Annotated in this window: 17 protein-coding genes; 3 read left to right on the top strand and 14 right to left on the bottom strand. The window is 66.3% G+C overall.

All coding sequences use genetic code 11. From position 1 onward, the window contains the following. Together WKW82_RS19495 and WKW82_RS19490 are read right to left on the bottom strand one after the other, a co-directional pair. Window positions 1–780 (bottom strand): MmgE/PrpD family protein (locus tag WKW82_RS19495; RefSeq protein ID WP_340343970.1); only part of this gene is annotated, 780 nt, incomplete at its 3' end. A 1-nt stretch (window position 781) separates the two neighbouring features. Beyond that, entirely contained in the window at window positions 782–1942 is a 1161-nt protein-coding gene (locus WKW82_RS19490; RefSeq protein ID WP_340343969.1) for a TauD/TfdA family dioxygenase, read from the bottom strand. A gap of 53 nt (window positions 1943–1995) precedes the next feature. On the opposite strand from WKW82_RS19490, the gene WKW82_RS19485 reads away from it, so the two are divergent. The 3 genes from WKW82_RS19485 to WKW82_RS19475 are packed head-to-tail and all read left to right on the top strand — an operon-like array spanning window position 1996 to window position 4391. Continuing rightward, window positions 1996–2673 carry a GntR family transcriptional regulator gene (locus WKW82_RS19485; RefSeq protein WP_340343968.1) on the top strand — a complete coding sequence of 226 codons (678 nt, stop codon included), beginning with the start codon at window positions 1996–1998 and terminating at the stop codon, window positions 2671–2673. Between the two features lie 22 nt (window positions 2674–2695). After that, window positions 2696–4093 (top strand): acyclic terpene utilization AtuA family protein, encoded by a 1398-nt coding sequence (locus WKW82_RS19480; RefSeq protein ID WP_340343967.1) that lies wholly within the window; start codon window positions 2696–2698, stop codon window positions 4091–4093. Continuing rightward, window positions 4086–4391 (top strand): DUF4387 domain-containing protein, encoded by a 306-nt coding sequence (locus WKW82_RS19475; RefSeq protein WP_340343966.1) that lies wholly within the window; start codon window positions 4086–4088, stop codon window positions 4389–4391. The genes WKW82_RS19480 and WKW82_RS19475 overlap by 8 nt, the downstream gene beginning before the upstream one ends. A gap of 371 nt (window positions 4392–4762) precedes the next feature. On the opposite strand, the gene WKW82_RS19470 is transcribed toward WKW82_RS19475, so the two are convergent. From WKW82_RS19470 to bchB, 12 genes are all read right to left on the bottom strand, one after another. Further along, entirely contained in the window at window positions 4763–6943 is a 2181-nt protein-coding gene (locus WKW82_RS19470; protein ID WP_340343965.1) for a GAF domain-containing protein, read from the bottom strand. Next, window positions 6943–8352 carry a transcriptional regulator PpsR gene (ppsR, locus tag WKW82_RS19465; protein ID WP_340343964.1) on the bottom strand — a complete coding sequence of 470 codons (1410 nt, stop codon included), beginning with the start codon at window positions 8350–8352 and terminating at the stop codon, window positions 6943–6945. Before ppsR ends, WKW82_RS19470 begins: the two co-directional genes overlap by 1 nt. Window positions 8353–8536: 184 nt before the next feature. Beyond that, window positions 8537–9331, bottom strand: coding sequence for a putative photosynthetic complex assembly protein PuhE (gene puhE, locus WKW82_RS19460; RefSeq protein WP_340343963.1), 795 nt, complete (start codon window positions 9329–9331; stop codon window positions 8537–8539). Window positions 9332–9346: 15 nt separating this feature from the next. After that, window positions 9347–10411: a magnesium-protoporphyrin IX monomethyl ester (oxidative) cyclase gene (acsF, locus tag WKW82_RS19455; protein WP_340343962.1), complete on the bottom strand. Its 1065-nt coding sequence runs from the start codon at window positions 10409–10411 to the stop codon at window positions 9347–9349. Window positions 10412–10452: 41 nt separating this feature from the next. Further along, window positions 10453–10872, bottom strand: coding sequence for a photosynthetic complex assembly protein PuhC (gene puhC, locus WKW82_RS19450; RefSeq protein WP_340343961.1), 420 nt, complete (start codon window positions 10870–10872; stop codon window positions 10453–10455). 89 nt (window positions 10873–10961) lie between these two features. Continuing rightward, the gene (gene puhB / locus WKW82_RS19445; RefSeq protein ID WP_340343960.1) at window positions 10962–11648 is read right to left on the bottom strand and encodes a photosynthetic complex putative assembly protein PuhB; all 687 of its coding nucleotides are present in this window, start codon (window positions 11646–11648) and stop codon (window positions 10962–10964) included. Continuing rightward, entirely contained in the window at window positions 11645–12415 is a 771-nt protein-coding gene (puhA, locus tag WKW82_RS19440; protein WP_340343959.1) for a photosynthetic reaction center subunit H, read from the bottom strand. Before puhA ends, puhB begins: the two co-directional genes overlap by 4 nt. 51 nt (window positions 12416–12466) lie before the next feature. After that, window positions 12467–13930, bottom strand: a complete 1464-nt coding sequence (locus tag WKW82_RS19435) for a BCD family MFS transporter (protein ID WP_340343958.1) — start codon at window positions 13928–13930, stop codon at window positions 12467–12469. Further along, on the bottom strand, window positions 13927–14619 hold the full coding sequence (gene bchM / locus WKW82_RS19430) for a magnesium protoporphyrin IX methyltransferase (RefSeq protein WP_340343957.1): 693 nt from the start codon (window positions 14617–14619) through the stop codon (window positions 13927–13929). The genes WKW82_RS19435 and bchM overlap by 4 nt, the downstream gene beginning before the upstream one ends. Window positions 14620–14655: 36 nt before the next feature. Beyond that, window positions 14656–15582 carry a ferredoxin:protochlorophyllide reductase (ATP-dependent) iron-sulfur ATP-binding protein gene (bchL, locus tag WKW82_RS19425; protein ID WP_340343956.1) on the bottom strand — a complete coding sequence of 309 codons (927 nt, stop codon included), beginning with the start codon at window positions 15580–15582 and terminating at the stop codon, window positions 14656–14658. A gap of 111 nt (window positions 15583–15693) precedes the next feature. Next, window positions 15694–19497: a magnesium chelatase subunit H gene (locus WKW82_RS19420; protein ID WP_340343955.1), complete on the bottom strand. Its 3804-nt coding sequence runs from the start codon at window positions 19495–19497 to the stop codon at window positions 15694–15696. Next, window positions 19469–21088 (bottom strand): ferredoxin:protochlorophyllide reductase (ATP-dependent) subunit B, encoded by a 1620-nt coding sequence (gene bchB / locus WKW82_RS19415; protein WP_340343954.1) that lies wholly within the window; start codon window positions 21086–21088, stop codon window positions 19469–19471. Before bchB ends, WKW82_RS19420 begins: the two co-directional genes overlap by 29 nt. Window positions 21089–21090: the final 2 nt, after the last annotated feature.

Genomic DNA, 21090 nt, shown 5'->3' with positions numbered 1-21090 from the left:
CCGGGCAAAACGCGAACCTTCGATGAATGACGATCGGCTCACGTTAAACCCGCCTCCCGGACCGGCCCGGCACCGGTACAAAACCGGCCAAGATAGTTGTCGTCGACCGGCCAAGCTAATTGTCGCCAACCACATCAGACCATTGCGCGCAGCCATCCCGACGTGAAAGGGCTTCGTCATCGTCCCAAAGTTGGCCTTCACCCCGCTGGCCATGGAGGCGCAAAGGCCGAAAGCGATTGCCGTCTTGTCCGTGTCCAGCTGGAGAAGTCGCGCCCCGGCGGCGCAGGCACCGAACGTGCCCAACGTCGCCGTCGGATGCCATCCTCGCTCGTAGTGGTGAGGGTGAACGACGCGGCCAAGCCGGCACTCCGCTTCGAAGCCGACAACGTAGGCTTCCAACACCTCGGCGCCGGTCGAATCCAGTTGTTCCCCCAGCGCAATCGCAACAGGCAAGACCGGTACCGAAGGATGCCCTCCCATCGCTTCAGCCATGTCGTCAAAGTCGATGGCGTGAGCCGCTGTGCCGTTGAACATCGCGGCATCGAGCATCGATGCTCTCGCCTTGGATCCCCACAGCGTCGACTTTCCTGCGGGCTCGTCGTTGATCGCCGTACCGAAAAGGAGCGTCGTGCAAGGCTCGGTGGCGCCAGCCAGTGCGCAACCTACTGTGTCCGTGATTGCGACAGACGCTGTCTCAACGGCCCGGCTCGAGAAATCTTCCAGGCGAAGCGAGTTCAGGTGCTCCGCAAGTGCGAGGGCGACGGGTTCAGTGTCGGGCATCTTAGTCTTGTGCCTTCACGGTCTCGAAGCTGCGCTTGCCGTCGCGAGACGGAAACCCGCCGCGCACTGCGCCCCCGCGCTGGTCGAGATAGATAGCCGACATGAGCGGGCTCAGCGTGCGGGTGTTGGGCATCGACAGCCACATGCGCAACAGGTGTCGCTTGCGGTCTTCCTCAGGCCAGTCCTCAAACTCCGTCCGCGAATGCAGCGTGACATGGTTGTTGAGCAGTTGAATGTCGCCCGGTTCGAACATCATGCTCAAGTGGAAGCGTGGCTCATCGGCGAGCTGCCCGATGAGTTCGAGAGCTTCCTTTTGCTTTTCGGACAGCGGAGGCAGTTCGTCCGCGAAGTCCTGATGCGCCTGATAGATGTGCGTGCGGATGTCTCGGCTGGAGAACTTGCCTTCGTGCTCGGAGTAGACCGGCTGCTGGTAGTAGCCCTTTTCGCCCGGCGCCTCCTGCCCCTTCCAGCTCCAGTAGAAGGGCTTGTAGAGCAATTCAAGCAGGTCGGGACGCGTGCGGGCGATTTCATTGCGGATGGCGACCGAACTGGAGATCTTGCTCAGGCCGCCTGCCTTGGCAGTGCGCATCACGATCAGCGCCACCACATCGGCGGTATCGGTGTGAAAGCCCAGGTGCTGCTTGGACATGTAGCCGCGTCCAGTAGAGCTGAACGTGTCAGCCCCGAAGTCCTTGACGTCCCCAAGGAAGTCGCCCTTGCTGCTCTGAGACACCGCAGTGCCCAGATACAGCCCCAGGCCCCAGTAGATCAAGCGCAGTTCATCCTTGCTGTATCGAGCGGCCGGTAACCCGCGCAGCACGATGATGCCCCTGCCGTTCTCCAGTCGCTCGTGCACTTCCTTCACCAGCGCGTCAAAGCCCTCGAGCGGGAAGTTCTGCTGGGTCAGCGTCGGCAGGCCAGCGCCCGCCGCCCTGGCGGCGCGCAGCGCGCCATCGATCGCGGCGATCTGGGCATCGCTGAGCTGAATGATCCATTCGTGCGGATCTTCCAAATCCTTGGCAACCCAGTTGGCGGCCCCGGTGTAGTCGTCGGTCATTGCTGTCTCTTTCCTTTCATTGGCGAAAGGGGCAAAAGCGCCCCGTTGAAGCGGAGTATGCATAAAATCCACATGGAGTGCAAGTGGTATACCATGTGGACGCAAGCGGAATGTTAATGGTAGACTTCGGCCCATGATGTCCTTTGATAAGGTTTTCCATGAAGTCGATTGATGCCGAAAGCGCGCCGGACGAAGGCGCCGCCCAGCCGCTGTCTGAGATGGCTTATCAGGCCGTGATGGCCATGCTGGTGAGCGGCGAACTTGCGCCGAATGAAGTGGTGACAGAACGACAGATCGCCACCCGATTGGGCGTTTCACGAACGCCGCTGCGGGAGGCCACCCGCCGTCTGGAAGGCGAACGATTTCTCGAACGCCAGCGTTCCGGCGTGCTCGTCGTGCGGCCGCTTCCCATCGAAGAGTTCATGCATATCCTGGCCGTGCGCAAGGTGCTCGAAGGCGAGGCTGCCCGCTTGGCCGCTGGCCACATCGAGAAAGAGCTCCTTCAATCCCTGCGCAGGCGCATCACGGAACTGCGCGACCTACCCGAAGGACAGCCACTGCCGCCAGCATTTGTTGAAACCGATCGCGACCTGCACCTGTTGATCGCCGCCGCCTCGGCCAATCCGGTGCTGCAGCAGATGATCGAAGACCTGCGCAAGCGCCTCGCAATGGTCAGGTTCGGACGCACAGCGTCGCGTCGTGTTGCGGTATGCGACGAGCACATCGCCATCATCGACGCCTTGATCTCCGGCGACGGCGAGGCGGCACGCCAAGCCATGCAATTGCACATCGAACGTGTACGCGCCGTCATCCTTGAGCGGCTTGGTGGCCGCTGAACCTCGACCGGAGCAAATCTTTATGACTGAACGACTGGCAGACACTATTAACGTTCTGGTGCCGACTGGCGCGCTTGGCGCTGGCGTCCGGGAAAGCGACGTGGCAGCGGGCATCGCAGCTGGCGCGCACGCCATCGCCTGCGACGCCGGCTCGACCGACAGCGGCCCGGCTTACCTGGCCACCGGCAAGCCCAAGTATTCGCGTGCCGCTGTCAAAACGGATCTGACGATCCTCATGCGCGCACAGGCGTCAACCGGCATCCCCCTGTTGATCGGCTCCTGCGGCACTTCCGGTTGCGATGCAGCGCTGGACTGGACCCGCGACATCGCACTGGAGATCGCGCGCGAGCACGGCCTCACGCCACGCATCGCTCTGCTCTACTCGGAACAAGACAGGTCCTTGCTGGCTCAACGTGCCACCGAAGGCCGCGTGACACCGCTGGCTCCGATGACCTCGGTGGACCCGGCTGCCTTCGAGCGGTGCGACCACGTCGTCGCATTGATGGGGCCGGAACCCTACATGGCGGCGGTAGAAGCCGGCGCGGACATCGTCCTGGGGGGCCGCACAACGGATACCGCCGTGCTCGCCGCGGTACCCTTGCTACGCGGCGCGGGCGCCGGCCCGGCTTGGCATGCCGGAAAGATCGCCGAATGTGGCGGCCTCTGCACGACGCACGCGCGCGAAGGCGGCGTCATGATCCGCATCGGCCAGGACGCGTTCGAGGTCGAGCCGCTTGGTGCTGCGGCTTGCTGCACGCCACGCACGGTGTCAGCCCACATGCTGTATGAAAACAGCGATCCGTTTCTGCTCATCGAGCCGGGGGGGGTACTGGACGTCACCGAAGCGCGCTACGAAGCAGTCGACGAGCGCGTGGTCCGTGTCACCGGTTCTCGTTTCATTCAGAAGCCTTATACGATGAAGCTGGAGGGCGCCGCGGGTGGTCCCTTTCAGACCTTGATGCTGGTGGGCATCCAGGATCGCGCCGTCCTGGCAGAGATCGAGCGCTTCGTGGCACAGATGCATGAATTTCTCGTGCAGCGTGTCAACAACATGATGGGCGAGCAAGTCGGCGAGTTCGCCATCTCTCTGCGCGCTTACGGATGGAATGCAGTGAGCGGCACTGTCATCGGGGCCCTTACTCCGACGCCGCGCGAGATCGGATTGCTCTTTGTGGCGACGGCGTCCACGCAGGACCTGGCTACACAGATTGCCAAGACCTGCAACCCCTACTTTTTCCATCTTCCGCTGAACCCCGACACGCCGCTGCCGAGCTATGCCTTTCCGTTCTCACCGGCGGAAATCGAGCGCGGCCAAGTGTTCGAATTCAAGCTCAATCACGTCGTGAGCGTTGACAGCCCGGTCGAACTGGTGAGGACCGTCGTCGTCTGTGCGGGACAGACGGAGGTGGCCCATGCCTAAGCTGAGCGAAGCCTGCCGGCACGTCCGGTCCAAGAACGCGGGCCCCTTCTGGATCACCGTGGATATTTCCTTCGGCGACAAGGCCAGCTATGACCGCTATGTCGACTCGGAGGCACTTCAGGCGCAGTCCATCGCGGCACTCTATGGTGTGGATCCGCTGCTGGTGAAGCGCTTCCCAGTGGCCGATCTTCTGGTCCTCAAGATCTCCTATCCGCGGCAGCGTCCGCAAGGTGGCGCCGAGGAACGTGACATGCACGGTGGACAGCAGTACGTGCGCTTGCTCGACGTCGACGTTTGATGACCTGCGCCTCAGTTCCCCGCGCCCGCATAAGCCCAATGCATGGGCGGAGTCAGGGGGCCGAACCTTTGGCTTGCGGCTGGGATCGCTTGCTTGACGCATCTGTCCCTTCATAAAAATCACGAACTGACGCTGCATGGCCTGTCGAGAGTTAGCCTCCAGACGCTGACGCGACTCATCTTCGTCAAACTGAAGCGCGTGTGAAACTGCATTGATCGTCCGGAAAGGCCAGCCAGGCCACGGTTGAATATGCGACGACGTACGACCGCTCTCGTCCCAAGCGGTCGTACCAATGATCTTCGTCAGTATCTGCAGATGGCCGCTTCCAGCAATCCGCGAGCGATCTCTGCACGCGCCGCGCCAAATCCCCATCAACTGCTGAACGCCTTGACCCTGCTGTAAAGCTCCGTCGCACGTCGCGTCGACGCCTCGAGTTCTTCCAGCAAGGGCACCACGGTCGCGCCCATGTTCCCGTCGGCGATGTCCATGGCCGCAAGGCTGGCATTCGACAGGATCGCGCCGATCACGTCGCCTGGCTCGGCGACGCCGGCCTCGGTCGTGCGCGATGCCGACTGGTCCTGCACCACCTGCGAAAGCGATTGCTCCAGGCGGCGTCGCGCTTCGGCGGCGCGGCGGCTGTCGCTCAGGTCGGTGAAGATCAGGAAGAAGCCGAGCACCGAGCCATCGCGTGCCGGTACCGGCTCGGCGCGCAGCGCCGCGGGCAGGCTCTGGCCAGCGCCCAAGTCGAGAGAGACTTCGCCGCGCCACGGGTGGCGGTCTTCCGTGAGGTCGCAGAGGATCTTGCGCATGCGCTCGGGCTGCATGAACAGGTCCGCCGCATCGCCGAGCGGCTTGGCTTCATCGTCGGCGCGCTGGATGAGTTGAAGGAAGCAACGGTTGGCAAAGAGCGCGCGGCCTTTCGCATCGGCGATCAGCACCGGCTCGTTCGAATTCGACACCGTGGTGCGTATCTGCGCCAACTGGTGCTCGGCGATCAGGAGCCGCACGGCGTTGACCTGCACGACGATGTCGATGAGCGCCGCACCGAAGGCACGCGCCAGGGCCAGTTCGGTGGCCGACCAGGGCAGGGCGGTGCCGCGCACGATCTCCGACCAGGCCGCGAAGGAGCGGCGTGGCGACAGCTTCAGCGGGTCGTTGTCCACCACCGGCTTCGACGGGTCGCCGGCCCAGGTCACTGTCAACAGTTGCTCCTTGCGGAACCACATGAGGTAGTCGGGCTGCGTCGCGGACAGCTTGACGGCCACCACGCCGCTGGTGCTGGGCGTGAGCGATTCCAGGTCGGGGTTGGCGCGCTCCACGGAGGCGCAACTGAACAGGCCGTCGTTCGGCTGCGCATCGATCCATCGCATCAGTTCGCGCAGCTCCGCGGTGGTCGCAGTTTCGCCGGCGGTCAGGATCTCGCCTTCGTGGAACAGCGCGGCGCCGGTGGCGTCCAGCGGTTGCAGCAGCGTGCGCGGGTTGCGGAACAAGGCCAGTCGCCAGTCGCCTTCGGTCGACGTGGCCTCCACCAGCCGCTGCTCCAGCCGGCGCACCTGGATCGCGACCTGCGCATAGGCATAGTTCTCGATCGCGGCGATGCGCGTGGACACGACCTCGGCCAGCAGGTCGGTCGCGGCTCGCACTGCGAAGCGCAGGTTGCGCGCGGTGTAGTGATGGCAGGCGATGAGGCCCCACAGCCGGCCTTCGCGCACGAGCGACACCACCAGCGTCGCGGTCACGCCCATGTTCTTCAGGTACTGCAGGTGCAGCGGCGACATGCTGCGCAGGTAGCACAGCGACATGTCGAGTTCTTCGCCCGTATGGGGCAGGCGTTGCGGCACAAGAGGTGAGGCTTCGTAGTGCACATCGGCCAGCACGCGAAGGCGCGTGCGCAGATAAAGCTCGCGTGCGCGCTGCGGGATGTCGCTGGCCGGATAGTGGTGGCCCAGCAGCGATTCGAGCCGCGGGTCGCGCGACTCGGCAATGATCTTGCCGTGGCCGTCCGGGTCGAACTTGTAGACCATCACGCGGTCGTAGCCGAGCATGTCGCGGCAGCCTTTGACCAAGGCATCGGCCAGCGTGCCGATGCTCGAGGCCGTGCTGATCCGCTTCACCGATTCGCCCACCAGCGCAAGCAACTGGCCGCTGGGCAGGTCAACCGTTTCGATGCCGCCGGCAGGATTCACCGGCTCGATCTCGACCAGCAACACGTCACCGTGGATGCGGTGCAGGCTGCCTTCGAACTCGCACGCCCTGCCGCGCACTTCGACGCGGCAGCGCAGCGCCTCGGGTTCGGCAAGGCGGCCTTGCGCGGCCATGCGGCGCACGCCGCGCTCGATGTCGCCGCCGAGTCGTTGCACGGGTTGCGACAGCAACGCCCGTGCCGTGATGCCGAGCAGCTGCTCGACGTTGGCGCTGGCCTGGAGCACGGTCAGCGCGGGCTCCTGCAGCACCAGCAGCAGGCCGTGCGGCTGCACCGATCCCGCGAGGTGGATCAGCTCGCGCTCGCAGTTGGTCAGGTCGGCCTGTCCGAAGGCGGGGCTTGTCTGCACTAGCTGTCTCGCGGTGGCTGCGCGCCCCGGTCGTCGCCCTTTTGCAGCGCCGCCAGGCTGTCCGTTGTGATCCCCAGGATTCGCGCGGCTTCGGCCACGTCGTTGTGCGCGCGGGCCAGTGCGGCCAGCACGAAATGCCGCTCCGCCACCGCGTCGGCCTCGACCATCAGTTCGTCCAGCGGCGACAGGCCGAGCCGCGCGGTGAGTTGCTGGATGGCCAGGTTCAGCTCGTAGGGCGAGCGCTCGTCGTCGCTGTCCTGCAGGCGATGGATCGTGAAGCCGATGCATTCCTGGTCGCCTTCGGTGAGCAGGGCGGCAGAAATCTCGATCCTGGCGACCGGCGTATGCGCGACCTTGATCCATGACGGAATGCGGCGCGCCAGGCCGTCGCGGCGCACCTGCGGCAGCAGCGTGGCCAGCGGCCGCTCGGGCATGCCAAGCCAGTCCATGATCGGCCGACCGCGAACCTGCGATTCTTCATTGAGGCGCACCAGCTTCAGGAAGGCCGGGTTGGCCATCAGCACGCGACCGCTCGAATCGGTGACCACCACGCCATCGCTGCTGTCGTCGACCAGGCGCGCCAGCGAGTTGTTCAGCGAGGGCAGGATGTCGCTGCTGTCGACCGCGCGCACGCGCACCAGCAGGCGCATCGTGTCGTCGGCGCGGAAGGGGGTCGCGGCCACGCTGGTCAGGGCGACCTTGCCGAGCAGGCGGGCGCGGATCTCACCGCTTTCGCCGGAGGCGCGGGCTGTGACCAGCAATTCCTCGACGCCGGCACGCGAGCGTTCCTCGAAGCCGAAGATTGCGGGCCGGTCGACCATCTGTTCGGCGGCGATGTCGAACATCTGCGATGCGGCCTGGTTGGCCTCGAGGATGCGCAGCGTGTGGCCATCGACCACCAGCACCGCATCGGTGGCCACCTGGAACAGCAGGCGGTAGCGCGTCTCGGCCTGGCGCGCGCGCCAGTAGCCGCGCTCCATCTCCTGCTGCGAATCGAGGAAACGCTGCTGGATCGCAGCGATGGTGCGCAGGTCGCGGCCGGTGGCGAGCACGGGGCCGTCCAGGCCGAAGCGGATCGCGGAATAGGACACCGGGACGTTGCCACCTTGCTGCAACGGATGGTTGACCTCGCGGCGGCGCGCGATGCCGGTGCTGTTCACCTCTTGCAACAGATGCTCGATCTTGGCGCGGGTGTCGCCGCTGACGGTGTCGGCCCAGAGGCGGCCGACCCAGTCGTTGGCCAGCGGCGTGATCGGGTCGGTGATGCCCTGCGCGACGTTCTGGATGACGCCGGACTTGTCGACGACGAGCGCGATGTCGCCCGACAGCGACACGAAGGCCTTGGCAAGCTCGGGCGCCCAGGCCGCGAGGGCGGCAAGGTCGGGTAGATCGCCTGAGCGAAGGCTCACGTCGGGGCTCCTGGCAGGTTGGGGCGCGGGTCGCGGGAACACACTTTGGCACGGATCGGGGTCTGCCGCCAGCGTTGCAAACGCTTGGGTGCGGCCCGGGCTGGGGGGCTCAAGTCGACGTGGCCTTGCCAAGTCGACTTGAGCCCCCTTGGCGAGTAGGTCGGGCCCAGCCCGGCCCTGGGGCTCATGAACGTTTGGGCGCCGGACCTTCGCGATCCAGGGAGCGAGAGCGCAATCCCCAGTTCCACAGCCGCTCCGACGGCAGCGGCAGCACCATGAACCAGTGCTCCAGGATCGCCAGCGACAGCAGCGTTCCCGCGAAGGTCAGCGCAGTGGCATCGAAGGCCCCCACCCCCTCGGCCAGCGCGCCTTGCCAGACCAGCACGGCGAGCCAGGTCGACACGGCCACCGAGATGGGAAACAGCGAGTTCATCGGCGCCCGCCGGAAGTAGGTCTGCAGGTACTTCAGGTGCGCCGGCAGGAAGCCCTCGTTGAGATTGCGCACGCCGAGGAAGATGTTGAGCTTGGCGCTCTGCCGCATGACCCACAGGATCGCGAAGGTGAAAAGGCCGGTCGGGTTGGTGCCATCCCAGGTCAGCGCCAGCACCGCCGCGCCCAGCGCAAGGAGCGCGAACTCGTGGTGCAGCAAGGCTTGCAAGGCGAAGCCGGCGCGGCGCCAGCGCAGGGCGCCGGGCGGGCAATCGGTGCGGCGCGGGCCGGTGACGAAGCCGAGCAGGAAGGCCACCTCCTGCCAGGCCCACACGACCAGCGCAAAGGTGAAGGACAGGTAGGAGCCGCTGATGCGCGTGTCGTTGCGCGTCACGTGCAGGCCGAGCAAGGCCAGCGCCAGCAAAAGCGTGGCACCGCCCATCGTCCACCTGTAGGTCCAGCGCGGCAAGCCGTTCAGATAGAGGATCACGCCCGTGCTGAACCACCACACGAAGAGTGTGTAGAGGATCGGCAGCAGGTATTGCGACATGGTTGGCGCTGCGGGCTACCAGATGGGCGCCATGCGGGCGTCGACGGGCAGGGTGTTCGGTTTGGCGCGCAGCAGGTAGAGACGCGCGAAGGTGAGGGCGGCCATGGCGCCCAGCCCTGCGCGCTTCAAGGTGCCGCCGACGCCGCCTTGCGCCTTCGCGGCCTCGCTGGCGACCGAGATGTGGCGCAGCTTTTCAAGGCCAGCGCGGAAGGCCGGCGCATCGAGGTCTAGCGTCAGCGGGAACACCTGGCGCGTGATGTCCGACGTGATGCGGAACACGGTGAAGTCGTAGGCCGTCGGGTCCAGGCCCATCGCCGCATGCATCTCGGGCCGCTGGTGGTCGCGCACGTACATGGTGGCGAACACGGCCAGCACGAAGAAGCGGATCCAGAGCTTGTTGACGCCCTTGAGCAGGTGCGGGTTGGCGCGCAGCAAGAGCGCGAAGGCCTCGCCGTGCCTGAACTCGTCGTTGCACCAGCGCTCGAACCATTTGAAGATCGGATGAAAGCACAACTCGGGATGCCGCTCCACCTGCCGGTAGATCGCGATGTAGCGCGCGTAGCCGATCTTCTCGGACAGATAGGTCGCGTAGAAGATGAACTTGGGCTTGAAGTAGGTGTACTTCTTGGCCCGTGCCAGGAAGCCCAGGTCCACGCCGATGCCGAAGTCCTTCAGCCACTGGTTGATGAAGCCCGCATGCCGGCTCTCGTCGCGCGCCATGTAGCCGAAGAGCTCCTTCATGTCGGGGTTGGTCACGCGCTTGCGGATCTCGGCATAGAGCACGCAGCCGGAGAACTCGGAGGTGATCGAGCTGATGAGGAAGTCGGAGAACTCCTTGTAGAGCGGGGCGGGCAGGTTCGTCGAATAGTCGCGCGCCATGTCGGCCGGGCGCTGGAAGTGGTCGGTGTTGTTGTCGACCTTGAACTCGGCCATCAGTGCGTCCCATTGCGGGCGGATCGCGTCGACGTCGATGCGGTCCATGGCCGCAAAGTCGGTCGTGTAGAAGCGCGGTGTGAGCATCGTGTCCTGCAAGGCCGTGACGGTCGAGGTGTTGGGTGCTGTCTGTGCCATCGTTGCCATGGGGGCCTCGCTGCGGTGAAGTCGCGTTGGGTGCGCTGGGTCTAGCGCGTGGCGGGTTGCTCGACCATGAGGTCGGCGAACACGGCCGCGTTGGTTGGGCCGAACGAGCCGAGGTCGACGCGGCGGCCGGTGGTCGGGTCTTCGAGCGTGAGCTTGCCGTCGGCGCGGCCGATCATGCGGAAGGGCGTCTCCGGGCCGATGCCGCGGCGATGGCGTTCACGCGCCAGGCCACGCATGGTGCCGCGCAGGAAGCCATTCGTCTCAGGGGCGACGGTGTGGACGACGTTGCCGGTGCGCGCGTCGCGCACGAGGATGCCGCCGTTCGACTGGTCCTCGAAGCGGAACTCGCGCACGCTGACCGGGGCGGCGTCAGGTACGTGCACCACGCCGATGCCGGTGAGACGAACGAAGCTCACGCCGATCACCGTGGAGACGACCACGGCGCCGAGCGCGGCGAGCATGCCGCGAGGAACGGCGTCTCGGGGGCTTGCCGATGTTTTCGCGCTGGCGCTTGTGCCCGGAATTGCGTTCGCGTTCACGGCGTGTCGCCTCAGGTGGCCAGCGCGCCTGGCGCCGGGTTGTTTTCATGGGCCGGCACTGCTGGTTGCGTGGCGGACCGCACGGCCGCGGGTAGGGCCATGCCTGCGGACCCCGCCAACGCCGCGCCAAGAAGCGTGGCCACACCGCGCGCATTGGGCAGCGCGCGCAGCATCGGCTCGGTGCGCGCCACCCGCCAAGGCCGCACATGCGGCCAAAGATGCACGAAGGCGATGCGGTCGCTGCCATGCAGTGCGAGTGCGATGTCGCCGGCGCCATGGGCATCCGCATGCAGCGAGGCCGCGTCGATGGCGCTGAAGGGCAGGTTGTAGGTGATGGTCAGGACAATGCCCACGCGCATCACCACACGGTGATCGGTGATGGTGTAGACGGCTGTGCGCGCGCTGAGCCAACCCAGCACGCCGATCGTGGCCAGCGCCAGCGCGGCCAGCGGCATGAGCCACAGCATCGACACCAGCGCGTCGGTGACAGACCCGCCGCTCGACATCACATTGGCGCCGCGCCAGAGGATCAGCACCGCGAAGTAGACGCCCAGTCCGCGAATGTGCATCGCGCTGAGCGTCATGCGCTTCCAGTCGGGCGAGCCTTGCCACAGCATGCGTTCGCTGCGCGGCAGGTGCTCGGGCAGGCCGAACACCGGCTCGAAGTCATGGTCGTCGCCGGGGCGCACGGTGGTCACAGCAACGGCTCCTGGCGTTGCGGCGTCGCGTACAGCGTGCCGCCGCCGTAGTAGGCGACGATGCGGTCTTCTTCCAGCAGCGTGACCTGGTCCGGGTTGCGTGTATTGGGCGCGAGGCCGAACTGCCCGCCGAGGATGGCGCGGACCCGGACGCGCTGGCTGTCGATCTTCGCGAAGTTGATCGGCAGCAGTACGCGGCGCGGTCCGATCTCGCCGACTGTCTCCACTTCGAGATAGCGGAACAGCATCTCGGCCTGGTCCACCCACAGGTCCACCACCGTGCCGCCGGTCACGCCGTCGGCGCCGATGACGGGTAGACCGATCGGGTTCGGGTCCTTGCTCGACGAGCCGAAGCCAGGCGCGGCGCGCAGGGGCACGATGCGTGGCGCGCCCTCGGCGGTCGTGTCCGGGATGTCCGCGCGCATCGACCATGCACCCGGGCCGATGCCGTCCAGCATCGGATTGCCCGTGGGCTCCAGCGGCGAGCCCATCCATGCGCCGCCAGGCTCGGCGGCCAGCTCGTACTCCTCTCGCAGCGCGTTCGGCACGCTCACGGTGCGCCCATCGCGCAGCAGGAAGGTCTTGGGGTCCGGCACACCAGGAAAGCCCTGCACGTTGACCTGGCCCGAGCGGTCGTTCTCCAGCGGATAGCCCTCGCGCTTGTTCTCGCGGTGCAGGTAGTAGATGAGCCCCGCGAAGAAGGCCCAGAAGATGTACAGCGCAATCTGCGCCACGTCGATATAGCTGGTGATGGCGCCGTTTCCCATGCTGCTTCTCCGGTGAGGTGATGCGGGGGCAGTGTCGTCAGGATCTGGCGACTAGCCCGGAAAGTCTGCGAGGCCGAACTTGCCGCTGGACGGCCGATGCGCGCGCTGGCCGCGCTCGCCGCGAGGCTTGCGCACCAGCGGGCCGATGGCCATCAAGGTGCCGAACAGCAGCACGATCTCGAGGTAGTAGACGAAGCTGTAGCCGATGGTCGGGCCGCTGACTGCCGGCCCCAGCGTGCCGTGCATGGCCATGAAGGAGACGCCGTCGCGCAGCGCGCCGCCCATTGCAATCGCCAGCCCGGCGGCGGATGCCTGCACCGCGCCCCATGCGCCCAATGCGAGCCCGTTCTTCACGCCGGCATCGACCTGCATGGCCGCGATGAGCGTAGCGACCGAGAAGAGTCCGCCGCCAAAGCCGATCATCGCCGTGCCGAGTTGAAAGACCACCTTCGACCCCAGCGGCTCGGCAAAGATCACTCCCGCGAAGGCGACGATGCCCAGCATCGCGCCGATGGCCGCGAGCCGGTGCGCGTCGCCGCCGTGATGGAACCAGCGCGCCGCCAGCACGAAGGCGGCCAGCGCACCGAAGGCGATGATGGCCGTCAGCGTGGTCGTCGACGACACGGCCATGTGCATGACCTCGCCGCCGTACGGTTCGAGCAGCACGTCCTGCATGCTGAAGCCGGCGCTGCCGAGGCCGACAGCGACCAGCAGACGCGCCGAGCGTCCGCCCCCGATGAAGGTGTTCCACGATTCGCGGAAGCTCGGCCGCTTTTCTCCGGCGGGCCGACCGCCCGGTTGCGGATTGCGCGCCTCCTGCTTCCACAACGCGATGAGGTTCAACACCATCGTGATCAGCGCTGCACCCTGGACCACCTGGATCAACTTGATCTGCTTGAAGTCCTGCAGCAACGCACCGAAGCCCAGCGCGCTGATCATCGTGCCGAGCAGCAGCATCACGTAGAACAGCGCGACCACGCGTGGCCGGTTCTCCGGCGTGGCCAGGTCGGTTGCCAGCGCGAGCCCGGCCGTCTGCGTGGTGTGCAGGCCCGCGCCCACCAACAGGAAGGCCAACGCCGCGCCGATCTGTCCGTAGAGCACCGGCCCGTTGGTGTCACCCGACAGCACGATCAACGCGAAAGGCATGATCGCCAGCCCGCCGAACTGCAGCAGCGTGCCCATCCAGATGTAGGGCACGCGCTTCCAGCCGAGCGCGGAGCGGTGGTTGTCGGAGCGGAAGCCCACCAGCGCGCGGAAGGGCGCGAACACCAGCGGCAACCCGACCATCGTCGACACCAGCCAGGCCGGCACGTTGAGCTCGACGATCATCACGCGGTTCAGCGTGCCGTTGAGCAGGGCCAGCGCCATGCCGACCGAGACCTGGAACAGCGACAAGCGAAGCAGCCTGCCGAGCGGCAGTTCCTTCGTCGCCACGTCGGCGAAGGGCAGGAAGCGAACGGCCACCAGGGCCCACTTGCGGGCCAGGCTGTCGTTGAGGCGTGCGACGGTGTTCATTTCTTCTGCAACTCCAGTGCCTGCGAGGTGTAGAAGCCGCTGGCGATGCGCTGGGTGCGACCGCGGTGCCAGGTGCCGAGCAGGGCGTCTCGCGCGAGGAGGCGGTGCAACTGTTTCTCCGCGACGGGTTCGATCCAGGGGGCGCGGTTGTCACGCGGAAACAGCCGGCCCACCGCACGAAACACGATGAGCGCCGGGCTGCTCGGCGCAAAGGTGAACAGGATCGACTGGTTCGCGCGTTGGGCGAGACCGGACAGCACGCGCACTGCGTCGTCGGTGCGGTAGTGGATCAGCGAGTCCATGCCGACGATGAAGTCGAAGCGGCCCAGGGCAGGGTCGAGCATGTCGCCGGCGCGGTAGTCGACGCGCAAGCCGGCGGGCAAGCGCTCGCGGGCCAGGTGCACCAGCGTGGGCGACAGGTCGATGGCAACCACGTCGGCGCCGCGCCGTGCGGCCTCCACCGCGAGGGCGCCAGTACCGCAGCCGGCGTCGAGCAGGCGCGAGCCGGAGAGGTCCCTGGGCAGCCACGACAGAAGTGTCCCGCGCATCCGCTCGCGGCCTGCGCGCACGCTGGCACGGATGCGGCCGACCGGTGCATCCGAGGTGAGGCGCGCCCAGGCTTGCGAGGCCGTGCGATCGAAGTACGTTTCGATCTGGCTGCGTCGTTCGATGTAGGAAGCCTGTGCCATGTCAGCTCTCCTTTCTTGCGCTATGGGTTGCTCACTTCAGTCGAAGCCCAAGAGGTCGAAGATGTCGCGGTCCTTCATCGCCACCGCGTGCAGCGGCTCGCTGCCGAGCCAGAGCGCGGCGGCCAGCCGCATGTACTCGTTCTGCACCGCTTCCAGCTCGGGCGAATACTCCATCTCGAACAGCGTCGACTTCTTCAGCCGGCTGCGACGGATCACGTCGAGGTCGGGGAAGTGCGCCATCAGCTTGAGGCCGATCTGCGCATTGAAGCGATCGATCTGGTCAGTCTCCTTGCTCCGATTGGCGATCACGCCGCCCAGGCGCACGTTGTAGTTCTTGGCCTTGGCGCCGATTGCCTGCACGATGCGGTTCATCGCGAAGATCGAATCGAAGTCGTTCGCGGTGACGATCAGCGCGCGGTCCGCGTGTTGCAGTGGGGCGGCGAAACCACCGCAGACCACGTCGCCGAGCACGTCGAAGATCACCACATCGGTCTCTTCGAGCAGGTGATGTTCCTTCAGCAGCTTCACGGTCTGGCCGACGACGTAGCCGCCGCAGCCCGTGCCTGCCGGCGGGCCGCCCGCTTCGACACACATCACGCCGTTGTAGCCGGGGAAGACGAAGTCCTCGATGCGCAACTCCTCGGGGTGGAAGTCGACGGTCTCCAGCACGTCAATGACGGTCGGCATCAGCTTCTTGGTGAGCGTGAAGGTCGAGTCGTGCTTGGGGTCGCAGCCGATCTGCAGCACGCGCTTGCCCAGTTTGGAGAACGCGACGGAAAGGTTGCTGGACGTGGTGCTCTTGCCGATGCCGCCCTTGCCGTAGATCGCGAAGACCTTGGCATTGCCGATCTTGAGCTCGGGGTCGAGTTGCACCTGCACACTGCCTTCGCCGTCGACGCGGCCGTTAACCGGGCGGGGGCCGGGGCGCTTGATGTCGGGGAAGGGAACTGTGACTGTGCTCATGGAAAAACCTCCACGCAGCACGCTGCGGTATTCGGAATGGAAGCGGCCAGGCGAGTCATTGGGAGATCCGCGCTGCGCGCTGCGGCGATGCCTTGGGAGCGGCCCGGCGGCTCATGCTGGCGCTCCTTCGTAGACACCTTCGAGCCGGTCTTCCAACTCCTCGCCGGCGCGCCGCAGTGCTTCCAGCATGGTCGCGTCCGGCTTCCAGAAATGGCGATCCGATGCCTCCAGCAAGCGGCTCGCAACGCGGGCCGACGCCGTCGGGTTGAGCTTCGACAGCCGCTCGCGCATCTCCGGGTCCAGCACGAAGGTCTCGCTCAACTGCTGGTAGACCCACGGCTGCACCTGGCTCGTGGTCGCCGACCAGCCCATCGTGTTGGTCACATGCGCCTCGATCTGCCGCACGCCTTCGTAGCCGTGCTTCAGCATGCCTTCGTACCACTTGGGGTTCAGCATGCGCGTGCGCGTTTCCAGCGCGACCTGTTCGCTGAGCGTGCGCACGGTGCCGCTGCCGCCATCCTGCGTCTGGTCGCCGATGTAGACGGGCGCCATCCCGGCATCCGGTCCCTTGGCCCGCTTGATCGCGCGGCTGATGCCGCCCAGCGTGTCGAAGTAGGTGTCGATGGTCGTCACGCCGAGTTCTACCGAGTCGAGGTTCTGGTACGCGAGTTCGACGCCCTTCAACACGCTTTGCAATAGTTGTGTGTGCTGCATCGGCCGTCCGGCGCGGCCATAGGCGAAGCCCTTGCGACGGCTGTAGGTCTCGGCGATCTCGTCGCCATCGTCCCAGCGGCTGTTGTCGATGAGGCTGTTGACGTTCGCGCCATAGGCGCCCTCGGCATTGCCGAAGACGCGCAGCGAGGCGGTCTCCAGGTCGCCGCCATGCTCGGCCTGCCAGGCGAGGGCGTGCTTGCGGATGAAGTTCTGTTCGGGTGCTTCGTCGGCGCTCGCGGCCAGGAAGGCGGCTTCGGCCAGCAGCTTGATCTGCAGGGGCAGCAGGTCGCGGAAGATGCCTGACAGCGTGATGATCACGTCGATGCGCGGGCGTCCGAGTTCCTGCAGCGGCATCAGCTCCGCGCCGGCCAGGCGGCCGTAGCCATCGAAGCGCGGCCTGGCGCCGATCAGTGCCAGCGCCTGCCCGATGGGGCCGCCTTCGCTCTTGAGGTTGTCCGTGCCCCACAGCACGATCGCGATCGATTCGGGCAGCGGGTGGCCGTCGGTCATGTGCTTGTCGAGCAGGCGTTGAGCCTGCCGCGCGCCGTCCTTCACGGCATAGGCGCTGGGGATGAGGAAGGGATCGAAGCCGTGCAGGTTGCGGCCCGTCGGCAGGATCGCCGGCGTGCGCAGCAAGTCGCCGCCGGGCGCGGGGCGCATGAACTTGCCATCGAGCGCGTGCAGGATGCCTTTGAGTTCATGGTCCTTCGAGAGCAATGGGTCCAGCGCGGCGAGTTCGCGCAGCAACTTCAGCGTATCGTTGGACACATCCGCGTGGCGCAACATGGCCTCTTCCGGCGAGGCGCCCGCCACCAGGGCCTCGACCATCGCACGCGGCGGGCGCATGCCGTGCGAAGCCTCCGCGAGCGACATCAACAGGTCGGCCCGTTCCGCCGCACTCGGCGCCTCGCCGACCACATGCAGCCCGCAGGGGATCAGCGTGTATTCGAGTTCGAGCACCGCGTCGTTGAGCGCGGCGATCTGCGCGGGCGCATCGTCTTGCCACAAGGGCTCGACGACGGCGAGATCCAACGCCGCAGCTTGCGCCTGGATCATCGCGGCCAGCTCGATGCCTTCATCCTGCGTGGTCGACTCCAGCCCGCGATAGCGCCCGAGCATCTCCTTCAACTCGACCAGGTTCTTGTAGAGCCCGGCCTGCGCCACCGGCGGCGTGAGGTAGCTGATCAACGTCGCCGCCGCACGCCGCTTGGCGATCGTGCCTTCCGAGGGGTTATTCGACGCATAGAGGTAGAAGTTCGGCAGGTCGCCGATGAGCCGGTCCGGCCAGCAACACGACGACATGCCGTTCTGCTTGCCCGGCATGAACTCCAGCGCCCCATGCGTGCCGAAGTGCAGTACCGCGTTTGCATTGAAGTCTTCGCGCAGCCACCGGTAGAAGGCCGAGAACGCATGCGTCGGCGCGAAGCCTTTCTCGAACAGCAGGCGCATCGGATCGCCTTCGTACCCGAAGGCCGGCTGGATGCCGACGAACAGGTTGCCGAAGCGCTCGCCGAGCACATGGATGCTGCCGCCGTCGCTCTGCTGCTTGCCGGGCGCGGGGCCCCATTGGCCTTCGATCTCCTTCAGGTATTTCTCGCGCCGCACATGGTCATCGGCGCTGATGCGCGTGTGCACATTGGCCATCGCGCCATAGCGCTCCGCATTGCCGCGGATCACGCGCTCGCGCAACTCGTCGACGCTGGCCGGCAGCTCGATCTTGTAGCCGGCAGCCCGCATCGCCTTCATCGTGTTGAACAGCGACTCGAACACCGAAAGAAAGGCAGCGGTGCCCGTGTTGCCCGCGTTCGGCGGGAAGTTGAAGATGACGGCCGCCACCTTGCGTTCGGCACGCTCGGACCTTCGCAGGTCGACCAGCTTGCCGACGCGCGCCGCCAGCGTGTCGGCGCGCTCGATGCAGCTGTGCATGTCGTGCACGCCGGTCTTGTTCTCGAAGGTGCAAGCGTGTGCGCAGCCGGTGCAGGCGATATGGCTCGCGCTGCCGCGCCCGCCGAACACCATCGAGCCGGTGGCGCCATCGAGTTCGGGTATCGCGACCATCATGGTCGCCTCGACCGGCAGCAGGCCGCGCGGCGAGGCGCCCCATTGGTCCAGCGACTGGAACTCCACCGGCGTCACCGAGAGGTATGGCACATCGAGCTTCGCGAGGATGTCCTCGGCCGCCTTCGCATCGTTGTAGGCCGGCCCGCCGACCAGCGAGAAGCCGGCGAGCGACACCAGTGCGTCAATGGTTGGCCGCCCGTCGCGTTGGAAGAACTTGTTGATCGCAGGCCGTGCATCGAGGCCGGTCGCGAAGGCCGGAATCACGCGCATGCCGCGCGCTTCCAGCGCAGTGATGACGCCGTTGTAGTGGTCGCAGTTGCCGGCCAGCAGGTACGAGCGCATCAGCAACAAGCCCACGGTGCCGCGCTGCCCGGTCAGTGCCACGCGCGGCAGCGCATCGACCGTGTCGGCCATGCGGCGGCGCATGCGCGGGTGGTAGACGCCGACCTCGGGGTATTCGACCGGTTCGTGCGTCTTCGCGATGCCGCGCAGCGCGCGGCGTGGGCCGTCCGCATAACGGTCCACGAGAAAGTGGACCATGTGCGCGATGTTGTCTTCCGACCCGGCCAGCCAGTACTGCAGCGTGAGGAAATAGGCCCGCACGTCCTGCGCGGTGCCGGGGATGAAGCGCAGGATCTTCGGCAGCCGGCGCAGGGTCTTCATCTGGCGCGCGCCGGCGCTGGTGCGCGTCGCGGGGTCGGCATCCGCCGCGGGCTTGCCGCGCAGGCGCTTGAGAAAGGCCAGCGGCCCGGTGGTCGGCGCCGACATGTCGAACTTGCCCATTCGGGTGAGCTTGGTCACTTCAGCGGCGGACATGGCGCAGACCATCGCGTCGCAAGTCTCGCGGCGGGCCTGCAAGGCGGGCAGCACCGGCAGGAAGTGATCTTCCATGAACAGCATCGTCGCGATCACGATGTCGCCTTGTGCGATGTCGGCGCGGCAACGCGCCAGCGCCTCCGGGTCGTCGCCCCATTCGGCGGCCGCATGCACGTCTAGGCGCAGGCCGGGCAGCGTCTTCGCGAGCGTGCGCCAGGCGCGCTCGGTGGCGCTGGCCGAATGGCTGTCCATGGTCACGACCACCACGCGCACGGCGTGTTGCCGGGCGTCGCGCTCAATGACTGAAATGGGCCTTGGCGTCATAGAGCGTCTCGATGGTGATCAGGCGCACGCCATGGTCGATGGCATATCGCTCGGTGTTGCGGCGCGCCTTGCCGCGCACGAAGAAGGGGATCTTGTGAAGCTCCTTCTCTGCCTCCGTTGCCCAGGCTGCCGCCGTGACGGCATGTGAGGCAGGCACCTCGTGCGATGCCTCTGGCGCCAGCCGGCCCAGCACTGTCTGGACCGCGGTAATTCCAGCCTCGACCTCGGCAACCCTCGGCGTCACCGCGCCGCCCAGATGCGACGGCGCCGCATCCGCATGGAATTCGGAATCGCCGCGGAACATGCCGATCAGGTGTTCCTCCAGGCCCATCATCAGCGGATGCACCCAGGTGTCGAACAGCACGTTGGCACCCTCGAAGCCCATCTGCGGCGAATAACGCGCCGGGTAGTCCTGCACATGCACCGGCGCGGAGATCACCGCGCACGGTATGCCCAGCCGCTTGGCGATGTGGCGTTCCATCTGCGTGCCGAGCACGAGTTCCGGTTGCGCATCGGCGATGGCCGCTTCGATCTCCAGGTAGTCGTCGCTGATCAGCGGCACCACGCCGTAGAGCAACGCTGCCTCGCGCAGGTCGCGCGCGAATTCGCGGCTATAGGTGCCGAGGCCGACCACCGTGAAGCCGAGCTCGGTCGACGCGACCCTCGCCGCCGCGATGGCATGCGTCGCGTCGCCGAAGATGAAGACGCGCTTGCCGGTGAGGTAGGTCGAGTCGACCGAGCGTGCATACCAGGGCGAGCGCGAAGTCGCATCGGCGAGCGCCTGCGCCGGATCGATGCCGGCCAGTTCGGCCACTTCCGCGATGAAGTCGCGCGTCGCACCGGCACCGATCGGGATGGTCTTCGTGAAGGGCTGGTCGAAGTTGCGCTGCAGCCATTGCGCTGTGAGGTTTGCGATCTCCGGATACAGCACGACGTTGAAGTCCGCCTCGCCGAGTCGCATGAGGTCGTCCGGTGACGCTTCCAACGGCGCGATCACATGGACGTCGATGCCGAGTTGCGTCAGCAGGCCGTAGATCTCGTGCACATCGTCGCGATGCCGGAAGCCCAGTGCGGTCGGGCCGAGGATGTTGCAGCACGGTGGCCGGTTGGCGGGGCGGTGCGTGTGGGTCTTGCCGGGTGGCAGCACGTAGGGACCGGCCAGCGCGCGGACCATCTGGTAGAAGGTTTCCGAGGCGCCCCAGTTCTCCTTGCGCTGGTATGACGGCAACTCTAGCGCGACGACCGGGATCGGCAGGTTCAATGCCCGCGCGAGGCCACCGGGATCGTCCTGGATCAGCTCGGCCGTGCAGGAGGCGCCAACCATCATCGCCTTGGGCTGGAAGCGCTCGTAAGCATCGCGCGCCGCGGTCTTGAACAGCTCCGCCGTGTCGCCACCGAGGTCACGCGCCTGGAAGGTCGTGTAGGTCACCGGCGGCCGGCGGGGCAGACGCTCGATCATGGTGAACAGCAAGTCCGCATAGGTGTCACCCTGCGGCGCATGCAGCACGTAGTGCACGTCCTTCATCGCAGTGGCCACGCGCATGGCGCCGACGTGTGGCGGTCCTTCGTAGGTCCAGAGGGTGAGTTGCATGA

The organism is Variovorax rhizosphaerae, from assembly GCF_037889975.1.
Lineage (GTDB): Bacteria > Pseudomonadota > Gammaproteobacteria > Burkholderiales > Burkholderiaceae_C > Variovorax > Variovorax rhizosphaerae.
The sequence above is the reverse complement of the archived record's forward strand: the minus strand, read 5'-3'. Positions and strand labels throughout refer to the sequence as shown.

What these genes read in the sequence shown, in the direction of transcription:
- WKW82_RS19485 (WP_340343968.1), top strand. Translation starts at nt 1,996, where the DNA reads ATGAAGTCGATTGATGCCGAAAGCGCGCCGGACGAAGGCGCCGCCCAG.
- WKW82_RS19480 (WP_340343967.1), top strand. Translation starts at nt 2,696, where the DNA reads ATGACTGAACGACTGGCAGACACTATTAACGTTCTGGTGCCGACTGGC.
- WKW82_RS19475 (WP_340343966.1), top strand. Translation starts at nt 4,086, where the DNA reads ATGCCTAAGCTGAGCGAAGCCTGCCGGCACGTCCGGTCCAAGAACGCG.
- puhE (WP_340343963.1), bottom strand. Translation starts at nt 9,331, where the DNA reads ATGTCGCAATACCTGCTGCCGATCCTCTACACACTCTTCGTGTGGTGG.
- acsF (WP_340343962.1), bottom strand. Translation starts at nt 10,411, where the DNA reads ATGGCAACGATGGCACAGACAGCACCCAACACCTCGACCGTCACGGCC.
- puhC (WP_340343961.1), bottom strand. Translation starts at nt 10,872, where the DNA reads ATGCTCGCCGCGCTCGGCGCCGTGGTCGTCTCCACGGTGATCGGCGTG.
- puhA (WP_340343959.1), bottom strand. Translation starts at nt 12,415, where the DNA reads ATGGGAAACGGCGCCATCACCAGCTATATCGACGTGGCGCAGATTGCG.
- WKW82_RS19435 (WP_340343958.1), bottom strand. Translation starts at nt 13,930, where the DNA reads ATGAACACCGTCGCACGCCTCAACGACAGCCTGGCCCGCAAGTGGGCC.
- bchM (WP_340343957.1), bottom strand. Translation starts at nt 14,619, where the DNA reads ATGGCACAGGCTTCCTACATCGAACGACGCAGCCAGATCGAAACGTAC.
- bchL (WP_340343956.1), bottom strand. Translation starts at nt 15,582, where the DNA reads ATGAGCACAGTCACAGTTCCCTTCCCCGACATCAAGCGCCCCGGCCCC.
- WKW82_RS19420 (WP_340343955.1), bottom strand. Translation starts at nt 19,497, where the DNA reads ATGACGCCAAGGCCCATTTCAGTCATTGAGCGCGACGCCCGGCAACAC.
- bchB (WP_340343954.1), bottom strand. Translation starts at nt 21,088, where the DNA reads ATGCAACTCACCCTCTGGACCTACGAAGGACCGCCACACGTCGGCGCC.